We start from the raw sequence: 24155 nt of genomic DNA on the forward strand, positions 1-24155 counted from the left end.
TGTAACCCGGATTAGCGCCGCGTCATCTGGGTAAATTACGTCAACCAATAATGGTTCTTCTCAAAGCAATAGGTCGGTAAGCTGACTTTTGATAATCCATGAATATAGGGGGCATAATTCGCGGCCCAATCAACGTGTTTGCCATTTAAATAAGCACTTTTTAGATCGCCACCAATAACGATTTCTTCAGTCAACGTACTTTCTACGGCTATGGTTTGACTTAATTTCTCAATCAACTCCTCCTTGCTATGAGCATAAATGGCTATCCGCCATTCGAAATGACTACGGCCTGTGGCTGCCGTGTAGCATATATCGGCTAATGAATCCTTAGTGGTTTTCAAATAATCCTTATATGCACCTATCAAAGACTGCAACGAGTTCTCCGTTTTTGCGGATAAAACAAAAAGTGGTGTTGCAGGTAACTCAATCGGTTCTTTTTTATTGTCTTGAGCTGACTCTTCAATGATCACATGAGCATTAGTCCCATTAAAGCCAAAAGAGCTGATAGCAGCCCGACGAGAATTTTGGCCTCGTACCCACGGCTTCTTCACGGCCATAACTTCTGCAGGAAAGTTTAAACGAATATGCGGGTTAAGCATCTTAAAATGAAGATTCGCTGGAATTTGCTCATGCTGTAAGGCCAAAATAGTTTTGATAAGGCCGGCGATACCCGCCGCAGCTTCCAAGTGACCAATGTTGGTCTTTACCGCTCCCAAATACAAGGGATGATTCAATTCCCTATGTTGACCATAGACCTGGCCTATTGCGCCGATCTCGATAGGATCCCCTAAAGAAGTTCCTGTTCCATGGCACTCGATATAATCAATGTCATTCGATTTTAATCCCGATTTAATCAAAACAGACTGTAATAATGATTTTTGCGCAGCACCATTAGGTACTGTTAAACCACTACTCGCACCATCCTGATTAATCCCGGATGCTTTGATAACCGCTAAAACTCGATCATTATCCCTTTGCGCTGCAGATAAAGGTTTTAATATGACCACGCCACATCCTTCACCGCGAACATAACCATTTGCATTTGCATCAAACGTCTTACATGCCCCATCAGGTGATAACATCCCCGCTTTTCTTAAATTGAGGGTGAGATCGAGAGACAAGAGCGCATTCACTCCACCAACGATGGCGAGCCCACATTCTTGATTACGTAAGGACAAACACGCCTGATGAAGAGCAACCAATGACGAGGAGCACGCTGTATCTATGGCCATACTTGGGCCCTGAAGCCCTAAGGTATAAGACAGTCGTCCTGAAGCGGAACTTGCGGCATTACCCGTTGCGACGTGAGGGTGAATAATTAATTCTTTATGGCTAAAAATGATATGTTCATAATCGTGACTCGAAATTCCAATAAACACCCCAGTACTACTACCACGCAATTGGTGCGGATCGCATGCGGCATTCTCTAACGCTCGCCATGCGTTGGTTAATAACAGGCGTTGTTGGGGATCTAAGAGCAAGGCCTCACGAGGTGAAATGGAGAAAAAACCCGCATCAAACTCAGTTATCCCATCAATACAGCCTCCTTTTAGTGGAGGTAAGGAATTCAACGCCTCAGGGGATCGATTGCTGTAATATTCAGAGAACCAACGCTCTTTGGGAATCTCTCGTACCCCATCTTTTCCATCCGCCAAAAGTTGCCAAAATTCATCGATGTCCTTAGCCCCTGGAAACTGGCAGCTCATGCCAATAACAGCTATCTCTTCCTGCAATGGCGGTCTAAGGTTTTTTGAATGCTCCAGCGTTGATCGTTGAGGCTCTTCTTTTTTAGAGCTCAACTCCTCGTACATATAATCAATTACTGCCTGAATGTTGGGGAAATTAAATAATAACGAACTCTCCAAGATTAACGCATTGCCTAATTTTGTCTGTAACAAATTAATTAATTCTACGGCATTAATTGAATCAAGACCTAAGTCAAAAAATCCTTTACTCAAGTCAATGGGGGTGTCTTCTATATGGATGTAATGAGCAACTGATGTTAATACCATATCTTTTATTGCCAATCGCTGCTCATCCTTAGTCAACTGGTTAAATCCCTCGAACCACTGACTTGGATTTTTAACTGCATTCACCTCATCCTCACCAACTTCCAACCTATCTTGCATTTCAGAGGCAATAAAACGATAAAGAGGCTGCAAATGATGTTCTTGGATTAATTGTTTACAACGTCTACGTTGTAACTTACCACTGCTTGTTTTAGGAATCGATTTAGCAGGTACTAAATGGATGGCCTTAGCCGTAATATGACTGTCTTGGCTCAGTCTTTGATTGATATGTTCAATGATCTCAGGATAGGTTTGTGGCGAGGTTTTAGGCTTTAACTCGGCAACCACTACTAAAATTTCTTCATCTTCGACTTGATCAGCATAGGCAATGACACATCCTTTTCGTATGGCAGGATCTGCATGAAAAACGGATAACTCGATGTCTTGAGGATAATAATTTTGACCACGAATAATGATCATATCTTTTATTCTTCCGCAAACGAAAAGCTCACCTTGGTATAAAAATCCGAGATCACCACTTCGCAAGTAGTTTTCATTCGAGGGATCATTATCTAAATGCGCATGAAAGGTTTTCGCTGTTTCTTCTGGATTATTATAATAACCTTTGGCAACCGATTTACCTTGAATCCAAATCTCGCCAATCTCTAATTCACCACATTCGGTCAATAATTCTGGATTCACGATTTTTAATGGCATCAGAGGGGTTCCACTACTTTCAAGGCAAGTAGAAGGACCATCACTCGGGTTAATGTCAACCCTATTCTGTTTTAATTGCTCCGAGTTGACAGAAAGTCTGATTTCCTCTGAAAGCGCGAATTTACTTGATGTCATTACAGTGGATTCGGCCAGGCCATAACAAGGTAATAAAACGTTCTTTTTCAGACCAGCTGAAGCAAAAGTGGAATAGAAAAAATCCATCGTTTTAGGATTAATGGGCTCTGCTCCATTGGCAGCTACTTGCAGACAACTTAAGTCCAATGTTGCAATATGTTCCTTAGTTACTTTTGAGGCGCATAATTCATAAGCAAAGTTAGGGCCACCAGTTAGCGTGCACCGATATTTTGAGATCCCCTCCATCCATCGGGATGGTTTTGCTATAAAATCTAAAGTGGGTAATAGTACAGAAGTCCCGCCCACGTAAATTGGCTGAATAACACCCGCAATTAAACCCATATCATGATAAGGAGGTAACCAGGAATAGCAAATAGTATTGTCGCTCGTCTGGCAGGCATACTTAATAATTTCCGAGTTATCCACCAGATTACCATGACTGACTAAAACACCTTTTGGTTCAGCAGTAGAGCCCGAGGTATATTGGATAAAGGCTACATCATCACAAAGAACTGAATAGGGTTTGATCTTCGTTATATCAATTTTTATATCATGAGCAATAATCAACATGTTAATTTCCATGGTTCTCAATGTCTTAAACAACTGCTCATGCTTATCTGATAAGCCAACAAAAGATTTTAATCTATTGGGAATAAAACGATTTATTTTTTGCGCGATGTTGAGACCTCTAGAAGTCATTACATCAAAAAGAATTAATTGGGGCTGAACATTCTCGATAATATGTAAAAATCGATTGGCCATCATTTTATTAAACGGTGGTACTAAAGGCACCGCGATTGTCCCAGTAGCCAAACAAGCAAAAAATCCTACGATAAAATCTATTCCGGGCTGGGCACATAAAATGATTCGATCTTTGGGATTTGCGTTTTGTTGAATTTGGTATGCTAAATGAAAGACTCTAGCGATCAGTTCTTCATAGGTTATGACGTTGAGCTCTTTATCCTTGCTTAACAACCGATAGGCTGGTTTTTGCGGAGTGTTTTGATAATTTAGCAACAGTTTGGAAATAATTGTATCGGTTGGGCTATTACCAGCAGAATCTTGCGACATATACCACCACTCTCAATCATTGAATTTGGGATAATCATGAATTCCCTATAATTATAGATGGCTTTTTTTGAACTTGTGGAAAAAAAAAGAGCTTTGCTAAGCGCGCCCTTTTGACCACAAATGCTACGGTTTTTGCTAAAACCAACAGTGATCGACAGAAACGTCATGCAAAACTCCAGGTAATTTGTCCACCAATTACAGTTGTTTGCGTGTTGTTATGTCCTTTAAGGGAGGTCACCGGAGTAATGAGATTCACCGGAATTTGGTTAAAAAATGAATGACCAACACCCACATCATAGCCTAAATTCTCAGTAGGTTGAAAATGGGCTCCCACAGCCAGGATAGTTGCACTTCCTACCGGATCTGCAATGCCTCGATCGTGATCATTTGAAGGAGTACTCATAAATTGAATCCCGCCTCGTAATAACAATTTTTCGGTTGTTTTAAACGTGGCACCGACTGCATAATCAAAACAATTGTGGTAATTGAAGGGAATGGTTACTGGAAGTGTTACTCCAAAAGGAGTTTCGGTATGCTCCATTGTTATTTGATTAAATGTTCTCCAATTGGTGTAAAATACTGTGGCCATTCCCGTCCATCGTTGGGTAAAATCATGTTGCACACTCAGTTGGGCTCGAGCAGGCAAAGCGGCTTTGGTTTCTTGTTGATTTGTTCTGAAGACGCCTCCGAAAGGTACATGAACAGTACTGTGTCCATTAGTCGTAATGGAGATTTTTGAGTAGTAACTTAACCCAATCCGGGTTGCCGATGACAAGTCAAATAACAAACCACCATGCCCACCGTATCCCCAGCCACTTAAATGATTCTCAAGTCGTGAATCGAAAGGAAAAGAAATAGGTGGACCATACATATTATTGAGTGTAAATGCCAAATGAAGTGCATCAAATCCCGCGCCTAGAGAAAAACGATCTGTTAGCTTCACACCCACACTTGGACCTACATCAATCCCCACCACCTGGGAACGCGTGGATGCATAACGGGCAATGGAGGAGCGTGAAGAGCCATAATTCGTACCTAAGGCGAATGGTGTCGTAAAGTTAAAACCCAATGTAATGCGCTGATTAACAGGAGCAGCATAATAAAATGAAGGCATGAACGCTTTAATTTGACTGCGCGCTACCCCAGATTGAACTATCGGAAATGGAAATGGAGATGGGGAGGGAGGAGTAACTGAAGTCCCTGTAAAACGTGCTGTCCCTGTGATACCTAATAAATTACCCACTATTTGTTGATGACGCAGCTTCACCAGTCCTGCCGGATTCGTATAAGCCGTACTTGCATCACTATCAGCAGTTGCCCAATCTGCATAAGCGACCCCCAAGCCCGCGGTATTAACAAAAGGCAAACTAAAATCGGAATGTGCCGAAACGGGTGAAGAAAGACAGAAAACAGAAATCGCTAGGGAAAATTGGGACAATTGGCGCACGTTTTGCTCCTTTATATGTAAGTGCTCAGCGCCTATCAAAGAACGGCTCAATTACCCATATTGAGAGAATCCAACCGTCCGAGTAACTATCAATAAAGAGCTCTGAGCTATTACCTTTATATTTTGCCATCCTTTAATAAATTAATCATTAGCTCAATCTCTTCCGACATGGGTCTGCAATGCTCTATTTTTGGTGAATAATGACGAACCTTGTGGTAAATGGATTGAGCTTTTTTACTTGCCTTTTCGATACCCCGCAATTCAAGTGCCTGGGTTGCCGCAAGCAGCAAAATAGCGGTTAGACGCTCCAAATTGGCAACTGACTCTTGCAAATCAAAAGCGGCATGTGTTCCCAAGCTGTTCACATCCTGATTATCACCCTCTGTCGGTAAAGTATATGCCTGATGTGACTGGGCCAATTTGCGATTCTGTACTGCAAGCGCCGCAGACAGCAGCTGCATGGAACGGAACCCGTTGTGTTTTTCTGGATTAGGTACTAAATTCACCGGTAAATCATGATTTTTACGCGGATGGACTAAATTGGCGAGCAATGCATGCATCCACGTCGAGGCTTGAGCGATATTCATTTTCAAAATATCACAGGCATCAGTAACATAATAACCCATAAAATTAGCACTATGATGAATATTATTCGCAGCAACATCAATAACCGGATTATCATTAACGGAATTCATTTCACTTTCTACCCACTGAATGGCACGTTCCAAATTCTCTTGAAAAGGACCAAATCCTTGAGGAACTGAGCGAATAGAATAATAATCTTGTACGGGTTTATAGGTATAATCATTGGTCCGTAACTCATCTAAATCCGTCAATAATTGACTGCCTTCCCAGAAATCGATGAAAAATTGATTGATTTCAATTTCTCCCTTCTGCTTTTTCAGTTGGTGTACCATTGGATGATACGCGCTACTAATTACGAGTAAAGACTCTAAGGTCATCGCAACAGCTGCTAACATGTATTTAAATAAATGATGCAAATCATAAACTGCCAAACTGGCAATTGCCGTCATAAATGATGTGCCATTAATCAAAGCAAGCCCATCACGCATCACCGGTTTATACGCTTTGAGACCAGCTAATTGAATGGCCTCAGGGGCTAACATCACTTTATCCTGATAAGTGACTGCGACAGGCTCTCCAATCAACGCTGCTGCAATCATAGAAAGAGGAATGAGATCGCCACTAGCACCAATAGATCCATAACAACGGACAACGGGAGTAATACCCGCATTGAGAAAATCTAAAAGTGAATTGATCAATTCAGGATGAACACCTGAATACCCTTGCGCCAAGCAATGAGCCCGCAACATCATCGTGACACGCACAATGTGAGGTGAAACTACAGTACCTAAACCGCAAGAAAGTGAACGAATAATGTTTTCTTGTCGTTCATTAATGGATTCATAATAATCTAATGTGTCCGTATCTTTGAGTGCAGCATCGATATAACGAACCTGATCACCAAAGTTTGTATTCACACCATAAATAGGAACTCTCGAATCAACATGTACTTTTAAATATTGATATGAAGCCTCTATTGCCTCCATCGCCTGTGGTGGTAAGGCCACCGCTGATGAATAATGCGCTAATGTTTGAGAGGAGGCAATGGTCAATTGACAACCAAGTCCGATAGTTACAACGGACCTACCTGTTCGATTCACATCTACACCATCAGACGTTTGGGGAGTATTGAAAGACTTTAGATGTTCCAACCGTAAACTCCATTTATCATAGTAAAAAAATCATCATGACACTCGCTTTTTTAGTGTGTTCTTTTTTGTAAAACTTTTCAATAAAAAATTAAGTGTTTTATTGAGGACGATAAGTTCTTTAAACCCGGGCATATAAGCTCCCGGATTACGCAATGCCAATCCGGACGATACTACACCCAGGCGACAGTACGCATTAAAATGGCAACTCCAGCTTATCATTCAATAAATGCATTTGTTTCTTAAATAATTGTTGAATGTGCTCCAAATTATCTTCATCTTCTGCTTCAAAGCGAGCAACGAGACAAGGAGTTGTGTTGGAAGCACGCAATAGGCCCCAACCTTTATCGAACTCAACACGTAAACCATCAATTGCAATAACTCGTGCCTTAGGAAACTCTGCCATTTCATTAAAGCGTTTCATAAATTGAAACTTCTCATCGTCTGCTATAGCGATTTTCAGTTCAGGAGTATTAATACTATTAGGAATCGATTCAAATTGTTCACTTACCGTTAGATCCGCAGCACTAATGATTTCGAGCAAACGACAAGCACTGTAGAGTGCGTCATCAAATCCATACCAACGATCTTTGAAAAATAAATGCCCACTCATTTCACCTGCCAGAGCAGCACCTTCTTCTTTCATCACGTGTTTTACGATGGAATGGCCTGTGGGACACATTTTGGGTAGTCCACCAGCCTCTTTGATTACCGATTCTAAATGGCTTGAACATTTCACATCAAAAACTATAGTCGCTCCGGGAAGACGGCTTAATAATTCACGTACATAGAGCATCATCAACCGATCAGGCCAAATCATCTCACCTTTATTGGTAATTAATCCCAATCGATCTGCATCCCCATCAAAAGCTAAACCTATATCCGCTTGATGCGCTGCCACTGCGGCTTTTAAATCAGCTAAATTAGACTCTATTGTTGGATCAGGATGATGATTGGGAAAGTGACCATCGACATCACAATAAAGAGCTACCACCTCACAACCTAATTGACTGAGCACTTCGGGAATAATAGGGCCAGCAATACCATTACCGCAATCGACCACCACTTTTAATGGACGTTTAATTTTTATATCACTTAAAATACGCTGCTTGTATTTAGGCAACACATCAAATGCCACATCTTGACCTTGACCGACAATTCGCTTCCGTTCAAGAACCAAGTGATACAAGATATCAATGTCTTTTTGCATCAAGGTCTTACCTAATAAGACCATTTTAATTCCATTGTAATTTGCTGGATTATGGCTTCCTGTTACCATCAAACCACAATCAATTTCTTGAGTATGAATTGCAAAATACATCACTGGTGTTGGTACCGCACCTAAATCAAATACATCAATCCCACTATCCAATAGTCCTTGCTTTAAAGCGGAAGCCATTGCCAAACTGGTAAGACGACCATCACGTGCCAAAAAAATTTGTTGCCGTTTTAAGTCATGCAAATGACAAGCCAGGGCAAGTCCAATACTATAAAAAGCATTCTCATCCAATTCTTGTCCGATGATGCCGCGAATATCATAGGCACGAAACACAGAACGAGAAACTTGTTTTTGCTGATATTTCATTTAATGTCTCCCTGAACTGCCAAATCCACCTTCACCTCTGGAGGTTTCAGTAAACGAGTCCACTATTTCAAAAGCGGCTTGCACAACCGGAATAAAAACTAATTGAGCGATACGCTCTCCTGGATTTACGGTGAAATGCTCAATGCCTCTATTCCAACAAGAAATCTTAAGCTCACCTTGATAGTCCGAATCAATTAACCCTACTAAATTACCTAAAACAATACCATTTTTATGTCCCAAGCCTGAACGAGGTAAAATCACTGCGGCTAATTTAGGATCAGCAATATAAATTGATAATCCTGTAGGCAATAATACGGTTTCTTGCGGGGCAATTTGAATGGGTTCATTAATACAAACTCGCAAGTCTAATCCAGCTGCACCATGGGTCGCATAGGTAGGTAATGGGATGGTATCGCCGATTCGTGCATCCAGAATTTTTAGTTGAATTGCTTGGGTCATAATTTTTCCTATTAATCTTAATGCGCATCATTTTGCAGAGTTGCAGCAATGATTGCAATAATTTGTCCTGCTAACCGTGTTTTATGGGTTAAGGGCAATTCGATTTGCTTGTTTTTTGTAATGATAATGACTTGATTCACTTCACTATCAAATCCAAGTCCTTTTCCTACTGAGTTAGCCACAATCATATCCAATTTTTTACGTTGTAGCTTTTCCGTGGCGTAATGCACGACATCCGTGGTTTCAGCAGCAAATCCAACCACGCAAGAAGCCCGGGCTGAATCGGCAACACGACTGAGAATATCGGGATTTTTTATCAATTTAAGCGTCATTTCCTCATGGCTTTTTTTCTTCATTTTTTCTGATGCAGGCGACTCAACCCGATAATCTGCAACAGCAGCTGTTCCTATAAATATACCATCTGTAGGCATTTCTTGCATTACGGCATCAAGCATCTCTTGTGCGGATTCAACCTGAATTCGCTTAATTCCAGCCGAAGCCTGTAAAGAAGTTGGTCCACTAATTAAAGTAACTTGTGCGCCGGCCATAGCAGCGGCCTCTGCCATAGCGTACCCCATCTTTCCGGAGCTGTAATTGCTGATATAGCGCACTGGATCCAGCGGTTCACGAGTAGGTCCAGCGGTGACAAGTACTTTTTTTCCCGCCAGTAACTGGTGCACCTCAGACAAACGTAATGCACTCATGATGTGTTCCACTTCACTCACACGTCCAAAACCTTGCTCGCCACACGCTTGCGAACCTTCTTCAGGACCAACAAAAATTGCCCCTCTTTCCCGCAAAATCGTGCAATTGGCTTGGGTTGCTGGATGAGCCCACATACTATGATTCATCGCCGGACAAACAATGACAGGGACTTCTGCTACGAGGTACAAAGTAGAAAGTAAATCATCCGCAATACCCTGAGCCATTTTGGCAAGAATATTTGCAGAAGCAGGCACAATAACTAAATAATCTGCCCAACGCGCTAGCTCAATGTGTCCCATAGCGCGTTCTGCCTCGGCATCAAATAATTCTGTACGTGCGCTATTGCCTGATAAAGCTTGCATTAACAAAGGGCTAACAAACTCCTGAGCTGATTGGGTCATCACTACCTGTACTTCAGCGCCGGCTCGAGTTAACTCTCGAATCAGGTAGGCTGATTTATAGGCAGCTACCCCACCACATACTCCAAGAAGAATTTTTTTGCCAATAAAATCTTGCATGACTGGTCTTTTTTGATAAGAATAGCTCCGATCAAAGCATAAACTTCGCAATAAAGGAATAGAAAAATGACGGTTGTCCAATCAACACGGCAGTTGAACTTGCGTGAAAAACTGCTCACCCATGGTGTACAAAGTCTTTCAGATACTGAATTACTCGCTGTCTTTATCAGCTCTGGCAATAGTAAAAAATCCTGTGTACAACTCGCTTTTGAGCTCCTCAAGCACATGGGCGATTTACGAGCGATTCTTAACGCCGATAAACAATCTTTCCAGCAAATACCTGGTTTAGGAGAGGTTCGCTATGCCCAATTGCAAGCAGTCAAGGAAATATGTCGGCGCAGTGACTTCATTCAATTACAAAAAGATACACCCATCACGAACAGCAAACAAACCTACGCCTATTTAAAAAAACGTTTGCGCGATTATAAATATGAAACTTTTGCCGCTTTGTTTCTCGATAATCAACATCGCATCATTGCCTATGAGGAACTTTTTTCTGGGACCATCAATACGGCAACAATTCATCCAAGACCCATCATAGAACGTGTTCTTCAACTCAATGCAGCGGCACTGATTCTTGCCCACAACCACCCCTCAGGCTTATCTGATCCCAGTCATCAGGATATCGTTGTAACGGAACGTATCCGTGAAGCCTTGGAATTAGTTGATGCGCGTTTACTTGATCATCTCGTCATCGGCGACAATGAAGTCTATTCCATCCTGGCCGAAAGCAAGTCGATATGTCGCGAATAATCCACCACCCGACGCGTTGCGTCGGGTGGGGGTTTCGAAACAAATAACTATCTAACAAACAAAATTCTCCAATATAATTAAAATATCCTTACTCAAAACCCTCTTATCCCTCATGACTAAATTTATTTTATCGTTCCTTTCTTCTCTTGCGTTTAGTACTGTTTTCGCTGAAACAGATTATTGCCAACAGGCATTGGAAAATTTATACACAAAAAAAAGTGATTTAATCTCCGTAATCAAAATCAATACCAATAAAACATCACTTTATTCATCGACCGTCGAAACAAGTAAAGATTGTCAAAATTACCTCCCTTTGTTTTCAGTTAAAAACCCTGATGCGGTAAAAACTAAAGGAGGTTTATGTGCTGTCTTGCCTGCCGATGAAATAAAATCGGGTTTATGCTCCTTGCGCGTGACGCTTTGCATCTCAGAGAAAGAGTGTCACGGTTTAACGATAAAATTAACCACAGAAAATAATCATTATACACAAGCAGATCCTGCTTATTATGAAATGGACTTCAATGATTGATAAAAACCATTTCTACAGAAACAATTCGATCCTATTCGTGTTTTGGTTCTAAATTGTCCTTGCTTTTAGCAGTTGAACGCTTCACTAGGTTGCAATACTTTTTGTTTCTCTGCAAACGCTTGAATTTGCTCTTTTGAAAGCGTTACTCGATAGACTTCATCCGTCGCATAATTCGTCTGAAAGAAAATAGCAAACTTCTTATTTTCTCCTATTGGCTTTTCTTGCTCACACGGTATTATTTTTTCGATAAGGTGATAGGCTTCGCTCAGAGTTTTATCTTTATTTTGCGAAGCAAAGCCTACTTGCTGCCCCAGTTCCAATATCTCCAAATTGGCTAAATATTTTAATGCCCGTTCAAGCTCCTCATCTGTAAGCGGATGACATATGTCAGATAACCTCTCTTTCAGCATGCTATTTTTTGCTTGCACATTACTTGCGCCTGAAAAAAAATGCTGTTGATGTATGGATTGCAGGTGTTTAAATAATTGTTCATTATGAGAAGGCTTATGAGTAATATTTCTTTTTATAAAGCTGCCACTGCGTTCGCTACTGACTAAATCATGATACTTCTTTTGAACCATCACGTAATGAATGGTGTCAATATGGGCTAGTCTTTTACCTTCATAGGCACGCATCGTATCAACTATCTTACCCATCGTCAGCATTTCGCCTGGTTGCCACTTAGCATAATAAGCTGCTATTTCAGTAGCTATATTGAATGCATCGGCTTTATCTTTTTTTAGCGTTTTTTGATGCTCTGCCAGTGCTTTAATAAACTGTTGATTGTATTGTTCGACCTTTTTTTGGTGTGGACCATCCAATTCTAAATTGAGCCTATAATCGAGTGCATTATAAAGATTCGCCTCTTCTTGAAACTTAGTGAGCACCGTTTCCACTTCTGAGCGGCGTACTCGTAATTCTTTCCCAGCATCAGCCCATTGATCAATAGATGTATGATGTCCCCAAGTATTATTAAAAACACCTCCCATAACATTATGATTATAATAGGTTTTTGCGATTTGTCCTATTATTGAAAGCTGACAATACCATTCCTCTGGAATTGGAACAGCACCTAGCGAATGGGCTTCGGTTAGGGATTGATCGCCAGCCACTCCACATAAATCAGAGAGGCGCATCAAATCTAAGGTTGTATCATGGATAAATCGATCTCTTTGGAATGCTCTAAATTCCCTACCATTAGGATTTGTCTCATCTAAAATAATCTCTTTATGTGGATTTTCAGAGTCTCCGGTGAAGAAAACAAGCTTGCCATATCCCAATTTTTTTAACTTATCTAGGAAGTCCGGTTCTTCAAGCATGGAGAAGACCATCTTATCCTTCCCATTCTTGCTTGAGGCACTTATAAAATAATTCGCATGTTTCCCTTGTTCATTGCTCGCTGCAAATACCGTCGCAGCTCTTTTATAAGATTTGGGAAAATTATAGTAAGAAAAGGCAAAATTATTTTTACTAAGAAAAGATGAATCTTCAGGCGACTTACCAAACACTTGTTTTTTTAGGGGTGGATCGAGTTCGCTGAGGATTTTACTTCGTGCCTCACGTTTCTTAGTGGGATCTAAATGCGAGAATTTTTTTAAATCGTCTTCAATTAAAATCCCAGGATAACCATCACCTACTCCGACATTTCCACTTAAACAAATTATTGGTGATTCATATTCTGTCTGCTTATAAAGACCGTATTCTCCCACAAAAATTTTGGGGCAATTGTTATTTTTATAATAATGCTTCAATGAATTATCAAAAATCGCAGTTTCTACTGCAAGTTTTGCGTTGTGACATACCTGGTCTACTTTGTGTTGATTAGACGAGTCAACCATTTGAATTTGAGGACATTGCTCAAGAAGATTCGGTTCAATCTGGTGTACTTTTTGAATCGATTCTTTTTTACCCAAAACGTAAATAGGGGCATCAGGGTACTTATTCATGAGAAATTTAGCAATTTTCATTGCCAGAGAAACATCACCATAGCCTTCCTGATCAATCATATGCAAAACTATAGGGCCTTTAAAATCAGATTTAAAAACATCCTCGGTTCGTATCATGATCTACTACCAAAAACAACGCTATATGGTTAATATTAGACCATTGTTTGAGTTATATAGACTGAGCAATACTTTTTATTGATTTTGAAACATCAAGATGTTTTATAAATGAGGAAGAAAAACTGGAAGGAGCCGACTAACACTAGGCTCTAGTGAAATCAAAAGAAATAATTTTAGCAATCTCCGGTTGTTTTAGGGCTAAAGCCACTAACCGGTCAACACCTAAAGCCACGCCGCTGCATGAAGGCAATCCATGTTTTAAAGCCTGCAAAAGATAGTGATCTGCGGCTACGGAGGGAAGACCTTTTTCACTTCTTAGCTTTTGGTCTTCAACAAAGCGTTTTGCCTGAGCATCAGCATCAGTCAACTCATGAAAGCCATTCGCTAATTCCACTCCTTGGTAATAGACCTCAAAACGTTCTGCAACTCCATCATTAATTTTTGCTAAAGCAGCTTGTGATGCTGGAAAATTATACACAGCAACTGGCGCATTTTCTTTTCCTAAACAGGGCTCTACAACATGACTCATCAGTAAAAACAGATATTGATCTCTATCCTCTTCCTGAGCAGGTAATACATTATCCAAATCAAAGCGCACCAATGTTTGACGAAGTTGTGGGATTGTTGCGGTAAATGGATCCACATCGCACGCTTCAAGAAAAGCGTGTTGATAGGTTTTTCTGATCATGGATTTAGAATGCATCACCATTTGCAGAAACAGATCCATTTCATCCATCAATGCATGATGATCAATACCTAGTTGGTACCATTCTAACAAAGTAAATTCTGGATTATGCCAGCGGCCTAATTCATCGTCGCGAAATACCCGCGCTATTTGAAAAATAGAACCACTTCCTGCCGCAAGCAAACGTTTCATATGGTATTCAGGGGAAGTTTGTAAGCAATAGGTTTCATCACGAAACCTTGCTTTGATATTACTGAGATAGACATCCGTTGTGCCATAACGGGCCATAATTGGCGTCTCAACTTCCCAATAACCGCGTTCAGTAAAGAAATGCCGTATTTTTGTTAATAGTTCTGCCCGTTGGCGCAAATACTCAATGGATGCTGAAGGTTGCCACATTTAATAAAAAATTCCCAATTCAAGACGTGCTGCTTCAGTCATTCTCTCCTGGGTCCAAGGCGGCTCCCAGACTAACTCCACAGTACAATCACGAACCCCGTCAACTTTATTGACTGCTTGTTCTACTGTTCCCGGAAAAGTTTGAGCAACAGGACAACCAGGAGTGGTTAAAGTCATTTGAATGGTAACATGGGCTTCGTCGTCAATGGATATATCATAAATTAAACCCAAATCATAAATATTAACAGGAATTTCAGGGTCATAAATTTCCCTAAGCGCATTAGTAATGGCCTCTTTCAGCAATTCTGAATCTTGTTTTTTCTTAAAACCAAACATAAAGTACCTGCTTATATTTTGGATAACCCAAGGCCAGTTTCTATTTTGCCAGTTCCCACATCACCTCGAGCGCCGCGAGGGATGATGCGATAAAAACCAACCCTATTCCGTTTTCACTACATTACTGTCTTTATTCAATGCCGCTTCTAATGTATGCCAAGCCAAAGTAGCGCATTTTACCCGGGCTGGATAAGCCTTCACTCCTGCAAGAACCATTAACTTGTCCATCTGAAGCAACTGTCCCTCTTCATTTTGTGTCAACATATGATGAAAACGATGAAACAGTTCATGCGCCTCTTCTATGGTTTTCCCTTTTAAAGAATCGGTCATCAAGGAAGCCGAGGCTTGGGATATAGCGCAACCACATCCTAAGAAACTTAACTCAGTGATCAAATCTTCTTCGATTTTGGCATAAACCGTTAATTTATCACCGCATAAAGGATTAAAACCATTCGCCTGCACCGTTGCATCTTTCATCTCATAATGATGACGTGGATTGCGATTGTGATCGATAATGATTTCCTGATAAAGCTCACGCAGTTCAGCACTCATGCAAATACCTCTTTAACTCGATGCAATACTTTGATGCATCGATCAATTTCCTCTCTAGTGTTATAAAAGGACAAGGAAATTCGTGACGTAGCAGCAACATTGTAAAAATCCATTAATGGCATAGCACAATGATGGCCGCTGCGTACTGCAATTCCTTCGCTATCTAAAATAGTACCCACATCATGAGCATGGATTGTTCCATGCACAAAAGAAACAACCGGTACTTTTTGCTGAGCAGTTCCAATTATATTAAATCCGCCCACAGACCGAACCCCAGCAGTTGCATAGTCTAGTAACTGTGTCTCATAAGCGATAATTGCTTCCATATCCAAAGATTCTAAATAATCTATAGCGGCGCCTAACCCAATGACACCCGCAATATTCGGCGTGCCTGCTTCAAATTTATGCGGAATAGCCGCATATTCTGTTGCATCAAAGGTCACGTAATTAATCATCTCGCCTCCTCCCTGATAAGGAGACATGGCATTCAAGAGCTCTTCTTTACCCCATAAAACACCAATACCCGTAGGACCATATAATTTATGCCCTGAGAATGCATAAAAATCACATCCCAAATCTTGCACATCTACAGGCAAATGAGGAATAGCTTGCGCACCATCTAGTAATACTTCAGCACCATAGTCATGGGCCATCTTAATCATTTCTTTTACTGGATTAACAGTACCCAAGGCATTAGAAGCATGAGCAATCGCAACAAACTTAGTATTTTTATTTAATTTTTTGGCAAACTCTTCTAATAAAATTTCACCATCCAGAGAAATAGGCACAACTTGCAGTTTTGCCCCTGTTTTTTTGCACACCATCTGCCAAGGAACAATATTGGAATGATGTTCCATATGGGTAATTAAAATTTCTTCATCCGGTAGAATACGCGGTGCAACCAAACTTTGCGCAACCAAGTTAATTGCTTCGGTTGTGCCGCGAACAAAGATACATTCATTTGGGGAGTTGGCATTGATAAAGCGCTTTACTTTGGAACGAGCGGCTTCATAATGCTCTGTGGCTCTGGCACTTAAGGTATGAACACCGCGGTGGATATTCGAATTATCGTGCTCATAATAACGAGAAATAGCCTCAATCACTGCCTTAGGCTTTTGAGTCGTTGCCGCATTATCAAAATAAACTAAATCAAAATCATTTATTTTTTGGTTGAGTACAGGGAAATCGTTACGAATTGCATGAATATCCAAAGCGTCCATTGAGTTTACCCCAACTGTTGTGTTAATAAATGCCCCATGTAGTCCGCCAATTGACGATGGGGAATAAGCCGCAGATTATCACTGGCAAACGCATGGATTAAATAGTGTGATGCTTCAAGTCGATCAATTCCGCGGGTTGCCAAATAAAATAATGCTTCCTCATCCAATTGTCCAACCGTTGCACCATGAGAACACAATACATCATCAGCAAAAATTTCTAATTGCGGTTTGGTATCCACTTCTGCATTAGCTGAAAGTAAAAGATTTTTATTTTGCTGTTTGGCATCCGTATGCTGTGCTTCTTGAGCAACAATTACTTTACCATTAAATACCGCACGCGAACGTCCCATAAGAATCCCTTTATAATCCTGTTCACTGCTGCAATAAGGCACCAAATGCTCCACTGTTGTATGATGGTCCACATGTTGCCCTTCTGCAGGAGCATATATTCCGTTCATTAAGGAATGCGCTTTTTCTTCTTGCAAATACAAACTAATGTCGGACCGTACCCATTGGCCGCCGAGGCTTAGAGAATGATTCGCAAACTCACTACCTGCTAATTGTTTGACGGATAAATGACCCACGTGAAAAGCAGATTTACTCTCTCTTTGAATGGTGCAATGGTTTAGTTTTGCACCAGAACCTACGACAACCTCAGTGACCTTATTGGTCAAATAGCAACAATCTGCCAAACCTTGATAATCTTCAATAATCGTAGCCTGGCTGTTTGCCTCAGCAATAATCAAATGTCGCAGATATACCGCTTGATCCATACGATTTTGTATATGCGTTAAAGCAATCGGCTCTTCAATAACGACTCCTGCGGGAATGTAAATCACCACCCCACAATGAATCATGGCGGTATTTAAAAAATGAAAACCATGTTCTTGCTTTAAAATCGTCCCCAAATAAGGCTTCAACAGCTCCGGATGCTGGGTTAACGCTACGGTTAAAGGAAGTACCAATACTCCTTTCGGTAACGCTTGCGCAAGCTGCTGTTCACCAGAAATAAGTCCGTTAAGGATCAATAAATTCTGCTTTATTGGTAAATCAGAAGACCGTGCTTTATCGTATGCACTATCCACTGAATCTTTAGAAGGCTCAGCAGCATCAGAACGCATAAAGGCTTGATTTAACAAGGCATCCACAGAAGTATATTTCCAATTTTCATCATGGCGCGTTGGAAAGCCCTGCTGACTCAAATCACTTAATGCTTGAGTTTGCAATTGGGCAAGCCAAGGCAAAGTAGAAAAACTGACCTTTGCTCGTTGTTGGTAAAAATCCAAGATCTCGCTCATCACTACACCGTTTCCTCAAGCCAACTGTACCCTTTTTTCTCTAATTCAAGTGCTAATGTTTTATCACCGGACATAATAATACGACCATTGACCAGCACATGAATAAAATCTGGCTCAATATAATCCAGCAAACGCTGATAATGCGTTACTAAAATAATGGAGCGCTCTGGTGAACGCATGGCGTTAACACCATGGGAAATAATCCGCAATGCATCGATATCCAACCCTGAGTCGGTCTCATCCAAAATAGCAAGCTTTGGTTCTAAGGCAGCCATCTGTAAAATTTCATTGCGCTTTTTTTCGCCACCAGAAAACCCTTCATTAATGCTGCGGTATAAAAAACTTTCATCCATTTCCAATAACTGACATTTCTCTCGAATGAAGGTCAGAAACTCAATAGCATCTAATGTGTTTTTTCCCTGGCCTTTACGTACTGCATTAACGGAAGCCTTGAGAAAATTGACGTTCGTTACGCCAGGTATTTCTACAGGGTACTGAAAAGATAGAAATATACCGGCACGCGCTCTTTCCTCGGGAGATAAAGGAGCTAAATCCTGGCCTAAATAGCTTATTTCTCCACCAGTCATATGATAAGAAGGATGGCCGGCCAATACCTTAGACAGAGTACTTTTTCCTGAACCATTAGGTCCCATAATGGCATGAACTTCACCCGCCTTTACCTGAAGATTAATGCCTTTTAAAATAGCTTGATCATTTATTTCAACACTTAAGTCTTTAATTTCTAACATATTAACCTACTGCCCCTTCTAAACTCAGACCTAGCAATTTCGTTGCTTCCACCGCAAATTCCATAGGTAATTCTTTCAATACCTGCTTACAAAAACCATTTACAATCATTGAAACAGCATCTTCGGTGTCGATTCCACGTTGCTGACAATAAAATAATTGTTCTTCACTGATCTTCGAAGTCGTTGCCTCATGCTCTACTTGTGCCGTAGGGTTTTTGACCTCTATATAGGGAAAAGTATGTGCGGAACATTCAGAGCCCATAAGCATGGAATCACATTGAGTATAATTGCGCGCATTGGTCGCTGTGGGTGCAATACGAACCAAACCACGATAAGCATTATGCGCATGTCCGGCACTGATTCCTTTGGCAATAATGGTTGAACGCGTGTTTTTACCAATATGAATCATTTTAGTGCCGGTATCCGCTTGTTGATAGTTATTGGTTAAAGCAACTGAATAAAATTCACCAACAGAATCATCACCTTGTAAAATCACACTGGGATATTTCCAGGTAATTGCTGAGCCGGTTTCAATTTGCGTCCAGGAAATTTTAGAGCGCTTGCCGCGACAGGCGCCACGTTTGGTCACAAAGTTATAAATGCCGCCTTTTCCTTCCTTATCCCCTGGATACCAATTCTGGACTGTGGAATATTTAATTTGTGCTCCATCCAAAGCCACTAACTCCACCACCGCAGCGTGTAATTGATTCTCATCACGCATAGGCGCAGTACAGCCTTCAAGATAAGAGACGTAACTGTCTGCATCGGCAATGATTAGAGTACGCTCAAATTGTCCTGTAGAGGCTGCATTAATGCGAAAATAAGTAGATAATTCCATTGGACAACGCACCCCTTTGGGGACATAAACAAAAGAACCATCACTAAAAACAGCCGAATTCAAAGCAGCATAAAAATTATCGCGATAAGGCACTACTGAACCCAAATATTGCATGAGCAATTCTGGATATTTGTGTACTGCTTCAGAGATTGGGCAAAAAATGACACCTTTTTCAGCTAATTTTTCTTTAAACGTAGTTGCTACAGAAACGCTATCAAAGACAGCATCTACCGCAACACCGGCCAGCATTTCTTGTTCCCTTAAAGGGATACCTAATTTCTCATAGGTTCTCAGTAGCTCAGGATCGACCTCATCCAAACTTTTAGGAGCATCTTTTTTTCTGTTTAGGTGCTGAATAATAGGAAATAGCCTGGTAATCCACGGGTGGGTAATGCACACTGGACCATGTAGGATGTGACATGGTTAACCAATGCCTGTAGGCCTTTAAACGCCATTCAAGCAAAAATTCTGGCTCGCCTTTAATTGCTGATAAACGTCGAATGACGTCTTCATCCAAGCCTGGCTCAAAAGTATCTACTTCAATGTCGGTGGTAAACCCATGCTGGTATTCTCTATCGAGCAGAGAATTAATTTGCTCACTGCTTTTAGCCACGATTAACTCCACTTGCCAATTGTCGAACTCGCTCCACATCGTGTGCTTGCAAAGTAGGTTTCGCCAAACTAGCCAAACTCACACTATCCAGGGCTGTTTCAATTGCTTGGCTAATTAATCGCCAATTACCCTGAATCGTACACACACCTTGTAACGAACAATCATTAGGTTGCAAACTGCATTCTGTGAAACCACGATGCTCTTCAAATGCAAAAATTATTTGCGACACAGAAATTTCAGTTGCAGGCCGTCGCAATCGGTATCCTCCAGTCACTCCGCGTACTGAAGTTAACAAACCTGCACTGGTTAAACGTTTTAAAATTTTACTTACCGTAGGTACAGTTAAATGAGTATGTAATGCGATATCACGAGCATTACACAATTCTTGCCCGTGCCTTGCGAGATAAACCATCACTACTGTTCCATAATCGGCCAACTTGCTGATGCGCAGCATAACACCTCAAAATCGAATAATCTAGTACTGAATAAGTCTTAATTAGAGACGAAAATTCGGTTCAATTAACTTTTTACCTATATATTATAAATATAGTACCAAAATAGTTCTATATTTGGCAAACAAGGATAGTACCCTATTGTTATGCAACGACGCAATATGCTCTGCAAATATATTCAAAATTAAGCTTGGCCTGATGAACAAGATAAGCGTAATGATATTAGAGGAAATCTTTTGAGAAAAGAGCATATTGTGCAAATGTCGCCTATCCTGTACTATCGGCCATCCTTTTCTTTTGACAAAGATTCAGGACTCATAATTTCCCCTATTACCTCGTATTACACTAAAGATTGGATATAAGATGCTTAGTAAATTTCATAAATATGTAGAATCTTCGAATACTCAATCCCCAGAAGAATCATTGGATGAGTTAGAACAACTTTTGATTGAAGATCAAAAAAAGAGCCCTAACCAACGTGAAATTAATTCGACAAAATGTTCCGACTATAGTTTTTTTAATCGACAAAAAATAACCCCGTTGCAATTTGCGCTGATGAGAACTGCATTTAACAATACTCCTCGATTAAAAAAAATTATTGAACTCTATATTAAATATTCAGATCTTACTGTTGAAGGCGACTATGGCACTGCTTTGCATTACGCCTGCTGCTATACAGGGTGTGGTAAACAAGTGATTAAAGCCCTTGTAGATAAAAATCCGGAATTAATTGCAAAAGAATGTATTACGAATTGTGGTGGAAGCTATCCTATTATAGGACTCGCAAATTATGATCGAGATGGGGAGTGTTTGCAGGCACTGATTGATGCCGGTGCTGATGTAAATATAAAGGCAACAAAAACTGGATGGACCGCTTTGCATCAAGCCGCTTATGTTAATAATGAAACGGCTGTATCAATTTTGTTGACTCATGGTGCTAATAAAAACGCACGCAATAAGGAAGGATGTTTACCAACGCAAGAGGCATGTTATTGGCAAACCGATAAAGAACAATTGTGCCGCCATGCTGAAATTATAGCATTGATTCGCAACTTTAAGCAGGATAAATCACCTGCAATCCAAACTAATTCGGGTCTCAATCCATAAAACCTACAATTCAAAATTTTGATACAAAGAGAGGCATCGCCCTAACAGTATGGTTGTTGACTTTATTTACCGCTTGTCAGGGAAGGCAAGGCACTGTCAAGAATACCGAAAATTCCTTTTCACAAAAATTTGAGCCTTTTTTTCTGACCACCACAGGAGGGTTAAGGGCTTACTACTATTCTTTTAAGAAAAAAAATTGTTTGTAGCTATACTTTTAATTAGGTCAATTTAAAAAAGCAAGTGTAAACCCTCATGCATTCCTATAAATTAGATGTAGTGAACGATCTTGATAGCGCAATAACTGCACTTCGTTCACGGCTTGATGCTTTACTCACGCAAGTAAAAGAATCTGATGCACACCTGTCTCAATATTTTGACGTAGCCAAAATAACTGCTGCGCTCAGTTCAATTGCAGATAAAAATTTTGGACTACACACATTAAACGCGCTTGAAAAGCTTGCTGCCGATTTAATACAAGTCAAAGAAATTACTGATTTAAGCCGGGAGAAAGCAGAACATATAGCTGAGACAATGAAAGCGGATCCCTCCCTAATTTATGCGGTACATTTGATGAGTGAGTTATCTGAAGCCATTAAGGAAACAGAGCGCCTACTCAATATAGAGCTTGTTGTTAATTCAACCAAAGAAGATGATCAGGGAGCAATTTTAGCATTTAACGATCAGAGCATTAAATATTCATTAAAAAATCACGCATTCGAGCGATTCAGTGAATTTCAAGCTACCGATCCGCAAGAGCAGCCATCAGAGAAAATACAATGGAAAAGTGATATGGCTCAGTTCGATGGCGATCCCGAACAGCACTCAAGATTAATTGCCAAACAGATTACTAATTGTCATAGTGTGATTATGCTCGATAAGACCACGCAAACGGTATGGATGATGCATGTTTTGCCAAGAAGTCAATTTTACCTCAAGCCCCTCTATGTTGATTTGCTCCATGAACAGAGCGGGCTTAATGATAAGTCCGATATGGAAGTGGTTTTTTTCTCTCGTTATTATGATAAAGATCACTGTGACCTCAATACATTTACAGCGACATTGCCTAAAGAAGCCAAAAAAAATATTCTCTTAACTGAATCTACAAGTTACATTTCTAAAGAAGCGTACTTCGTATTATTTGATCCTCAGCGTAATAAAATTATCCTGGCCACTCATTCTTTGTCAGAATGCCGCGTCTATGAGGATGTTTTTCCGAGCATTGAACCTTCTCCATTAAAAAAACAATTGTTCGATTTGCAACCTGCATTTACGATTGCCCAAAAAGAGATGAATGAATTAAAAAACAAAGGGATAATGATTAAAGATTTATTACCTGGCAGTACGATTCATCCCGAACATTTCCAGAACCACCCAGATATCAGGCAAACGGTGAAAGAATTAATTGAGCGATTAAGAAGGGAAAATAAGAGTGGCGATCCCAAGGTTGTTCAAGCTTTTTTTCAAAAATGTGATTTCCTGGTACCTTGCTCTATCAAAGAAGTGGAGCATCTCATCAACAAGAAAAAGCTACTGACTTCAGGCCAAAGAGATGACTCGAAAACCCATGACATAGAAAAAATAATTTTTGATATCTCGCTGGAAAAAGAGTTTGGTACAGTAGATGCAGTCAAAGAGATCAGACATATTTCCGGTCTTCTGCATGTGCCTAATAAACCATTGTTTATTTCTTCATTTAGTCAATACTCGCAGGCATTCAAGGAGTGCGGCATCATTTTAAAGCTGAATCAGGATATTCAAGACCGGTCAACCTGGTTAGCATTTGAAACGAATGGTATTGGGCGTGAGACAGACATCCATCGTCCAGGTTATTTTTATCCTTTTGACACATGCCCCACATCTGAGTCTTTAAAACAAGCAACAAATATTAACTTTCAAGTTTTTGGTGGTGTAGGTATTCAGGATATTTCTGAAATATGGGTACCAAAAACGATTGATAAAACGTTATTAGCTGAACTTAAAACCTTGCAAATACCTATTTATCAATATTCGTTACAAAAAAAATCAAACGATGATTCTTTCTTTAAAGAGGCATCCTTTGTACCTGACTTTAAAAAAAGGCATTTGGTTTATGAATCTACCCCATCGAGCAAGCCGAATGATGGAATGTGCACTATCTCCTAATAGCAATAACCAATAAGTGATCAGTAAGGAGGCCACCTTA

The 24155-nt window shown here is 40.4% G+C and carries 18 protein-coding genes and 1 pseudogene; 4 read left to right on the forward strand and 15 right to left on the reverse strand.

Annotated features, from left to right (window positions below; all coding sequences use genetic code 11):
* Positions 1-35: 35 nt before the first annotated feature.
* The 6 genes from EL022_RS00745 to coaBC all read right to left on the reverse strand — a co-directional run bounded on the left by EL022_RS00745 (position 36) and on the right by coaBC (position 10379).
* Positions 36-3932, reverse strand: a complete 3897-nt coding sequence (locus tag EL022_RS00745; RefSeq protein WP_051544433.1) for a beta-ketoacyl synthase N-terminal-like domain-containing protein — start codon at positions 3930-3932, stop codon at positions 36-38.
* 163 nt (positions 3933-4095) lie between these two features.
* Entirely contained in the window at positions 4096-5379 is a 1284-nt protein-coding gene (locus EL022_RS00750; protein WP_028380814.1) for an OmpP1/FadL family transporter, read from the reverse strand.
* 116 nt (positions 5380-5495) lie between these two features.
* Positions 5496-7115 carry an HAL/PAL/TAL family ammonia-lyase gene (locus tag EL022_RS00755; protein ID WP_028380813.1) on the reverse strand — a complete coding sequence of 540 codons (1620 nt, stop codon included), beginning with the start codon at positions 7113-7115 and terminating at the stop codon, positions 5496-5498.
* Positions 7116-7308: 193 nt separating this feature from the next.
* Entirely contained in the window at positions 7309-8697 is a 1389-nt protein-coding gene (locus tag EL022_RS00760; RefSeq protein WP_028380812.1) for a phosphomannomutase/phosphoglucomutase, read from the reverse strand.
* Entirely contained in the window at positions 8698-9156 is a 459-nt protein-coding gene (gene dut, locus EL022_RS00765) for a dUTP diphosphatase (RefSeq protein ID WP_028380811.1), read from the reverse strand. It lies immediately after the preceding gene.
* 17 nt (positions 9157-9173) lie between these two features.
* Positions 9174-10379: a bifunctional phosphopantothenoylcysteine decarboxylase/phosphopantothenate--cysteine ligase CoaBC gene (coaBC, locus tag EL022_RS00770; RefSeq protein WP_028380810.1), complete on the reverse strand. Its 1206-nt coding sequence runs from the start codon at positions 10377-10379 to the stop codon at positions 9174-9176.
* Between the two features lie 66 nt (positions 10380-10445).
* Here coaBC and radC point away from each other — a divergent pair, with 66 nt between their 5' ends.
* Positions 10446-11132 (forward strand): RadC family protein, encoded by a 687-nt coding sequence (radC, locus tag EL022_RS00775; protein WP_028380809.1) that lies wholly within the window; start codon positions 10446-10448, stop codon positions 11130-11132.
* A 112-nt stretch (positions 11133-11244) separates the two neighbouring features.
* Positions 11245-11661, forward strand: coding sequence for a hypothetical protein (locus EL022_RS00780; RefSeq protein ID WP_028380808.1), 417 nt, complete (start codon positions 11245-11247; stop codon positions 11659-11661).
* 65 nt (positions 11662-11726) lie between these two features.
* Here the strand turns inward: EL022_RS00780 and EL022_RS00785 are convergent, their stop codons facing one another.
* The 9 genes and pseudogenes from EL022_RS00785 to EL022_RS00825 all read right to left on the reverse strand — a co-directional run bounded on the left by EL022_RS00785 (position 11727) and on the right by EL022_RS00825 (position 20868).
* Positions 11727-13724: a hypothetical protein gene (locus EL022_RS00785; RefSeq protein ID WP_028380807.1), complete on the reverse strand. Its 1998-nt coding sequence runs from the start codon at positions 13722-13724 to the stop codon at positions 11727-11729.
* A gap of 142 nt (positions 13725-13866) precedes the next feature.
* Positions 13867-14808, reverse strand: coding sequence for an elongation factor P--(R)-beta-lysine ligase (gene epmA, locus EL022_RS00790; protein WP_028380806.1), 942 nt, complete (start codon positions 14806-14808; stop codon positions 13867-13869).
* Entirely contained in the window at positions 14809-15144 is a 336-nt protein-coding gene (locus tag EL022_RS00795; RefSeq protein WP_028380805.1) for an SUF system Fe-S cluster assembly protein, read from the reverse strand.
* 102 nt (positions 15145-15246) lie between these two features.
* Complete coding sequence (sufU, locus tag EL022_RS00800; protein WP_028380804.1) at positions 15247-15696, reverse strand: Fe-S cluster assembly sulfur transfer protein SufU; 450 nt, start codon at positions 15694-15696, stop codon at positions 15247-15249.
* Complete coding sequence (locus EL022_RS00805) at positions 15693-16916, reverse strand: cysteine desulfurase (RefSeq protein ID WP_028380803.1); 1224 nt, start codon at positions 16914-16916, stop codon at positions 15693-15695. Before EL022_RS00805 ends, sufU begins: the two co-directional genes overlap by 4 nt.
* A 5-nt stretch (positions 16917-16921) precedes the next feature.
* Complete coding sequence (gene sufD / locus EL022_RS00810; protein WP_028380802.1) at positions 16922-18214, reverse strand: Fe-S cluster assembly protein SufD; 1293 nt, start codon at positions 18212-18214, stop codon at positions 16922-16924.
* 2 nt (positions 18215-18216) lie between these two features.
* Entirely contained in the window at positions 18217-18963 is a 747-nt protein-coding gene (sufC, locus tag EL022_RS00815) for a Fe-S cluster assembly ATPase SufC (protein ID WP_028380801.1), read from the reverse strand.
* A 1-nt stretch (position 18964) separates the two neighbouring features.
* Positions 18965-20414 (reverse strand): annotated as a pseudogene (sufB, locus tag EL022_RS00820) (Fe-S cluster assembly protein SufB).
* Positions 20407-20868 carry an SUF system Fe-S cluster assembly regulator gene (locus EL022_RS00825; protein ID WP_028380799.1) on the reverse strand — a complete coding sequence of 154 codons (462 nt, stop codon included), beginning with the start codon at positions 20866-20868 and terminating at the stop codon, positions 20407-20409. The pseudogene sufB and the gene EL022_RS00825 overlap by 8 nt, the downstream one beginning before the upstream one ends.
* 361 nt (positions 20869-21229) lie before the next feature.
* Between EL022_RS00825 and EL022_RS00830 the strand changes: the two genes are divergently transcribed.
* Both EL022_RS00830 and EL022_RS00835 read left to right on the forward strand, forming a co-directional pair.
* On the forward strand, positions 21230-21973 hold the full coding sequence (locus EL022_RS00830) for an ankyrin repeat domain-containing protein (RefSeq protein ID WP_028380798.1): 744 nt from the start codon (positions 21230-21232) through the stop codon (positions 21971-21973).
* 252 nt (positions 21974-22225) lie between these two features.
* Complete coding sequence (locus EL022_RS00835; protein WP_028380797.1) at positions 22226-24115, forward strand: hypothetical protein; 1890 nt, start codon at positions 22226-22228, stop codon at positions 24113-24115.
* The last annotated feature ends 40 nt before the right edge of the window (positions 24116-24155 follow it).

The organism is Legionella cherrii (assembly GCF_900635815.1).
GTDB lineage: Bacteria > Pseudomonadota > Gammaproteobacteria > Legionellales > Legionellaceae > Legionella > Legionella cherrii.

Excerpts from the sequence above, each read along its gene's own strand:
- EL022_RS00745 (WP_051544433.1), bottom strand. The coding sequence starts at position 3,932 with ATGTCGCAAGATTCTGCTGGTAATAGCCCAACCGATACAATTATTTCC.
- EL022_RS00760 (WP_028380812.1), bottom strand. The coding sequence starts at position 8,697 with ATGAAATATCAGCAAAAACAAGTTTCTCGTTCTGTGTTTCGTGCCTAT.
- dut (WP_028380811.1), bottom strand. The coding sequence starts at position 9,156 with ATGACCCAAGCAATTCAACTAAAAATTCTGGATGCACGAATCGGCGAT.
- coaBC (WP_028380810.1), bottom strand. The coding sequence starts at position 10,379 with ATGCAAGATTTTATTGGCAAAAAAATTCTTCTTGGAGTATGTGGTGGG.
- radC (WP_028380809.1), top strand. The coding sequence starts at position 10,446 with ATGACGGTTGTCCAATCAACACGGCAGTTGAACTTGCGTGAAAAACTG.
- EL022_RS00780 (WP_028380808.1), top strand. The coding sequence starts at position 11,245 with ATGACTAAATTTATTTTATCGTTCCTTTCTTCTCTTGCGTTTAGTACT.
- EL022_RS00785 (WP_028380807.1), bottom strand. The coding sequence starts at position 13,724 with ATGATACGAACCGAGGATGTTTTTAAATCTGATTTTAAAGGCCCTATA.
- epmA (WP_028380806.1), bottom strand. The coding sequence starts at position 14,808 with ATGTGGCAACCTTCAGCATCCATTGAGTATTTGCGCCAACGGGCAGAA.
- EL022_RS00795 (WP_028380805.1), bottom strand. The coding sequence starts at position 15,144 with ATGTTTGGTTTTAAGAAAAAACAAGATTCAGAATTGCTGAAAGAGGCC.
- sufU (WP_028380804.1), bottom strand. The coding sequence starts at position 15,696 with ATGAGTGCTGAACTGCGTGAGCTTTATCAGGAAATCATTATCGATCAC.
- EL022_RS00805 (WP_028380803.1), bottom strand. The coding sequence starts at position 16,916 with ATGGACGCTTTGGATATTCATGCAATTCGTAACGATTTCCCTGTACTC.
- sufD (WP_028380802.1), bottom strand. The coding sequence starts at position 18,214 with ATGAGCGAGATCTTGGATTTTTACCAACAACGAGCAAAGGTCAGTTTT.
- sufC (WP_028380801.1), bottom strand. The coding sequence starts at position 18,963 with ATGTTAGAAATTAAAGACTTAAGTGTTGAAATAAATGATCAAGCTATT.
- EL022_RS00825 (WP_028380799.1), bottom strand. The coding sequence starts at position 20,868 with ATGCTGCGCATCAGCAAGTTGGCCGATTATGGAACAGTAGTGATGGTT.
- EL022_RS00830 (WP_028380798.1), top strand. The coding sequence starts at position 21,230 with ATGCTTAGTAAATTTCATAAATATGTAGAATCTTCGAATACTCAATCC.
- EL022_RS00835 (WP_028380797.1), top strand. The coding sequence starts at position 22,226 with ATGCATTCCTATAAATTAGATGTAGTGAACGATCTTGATAGCGCAATA.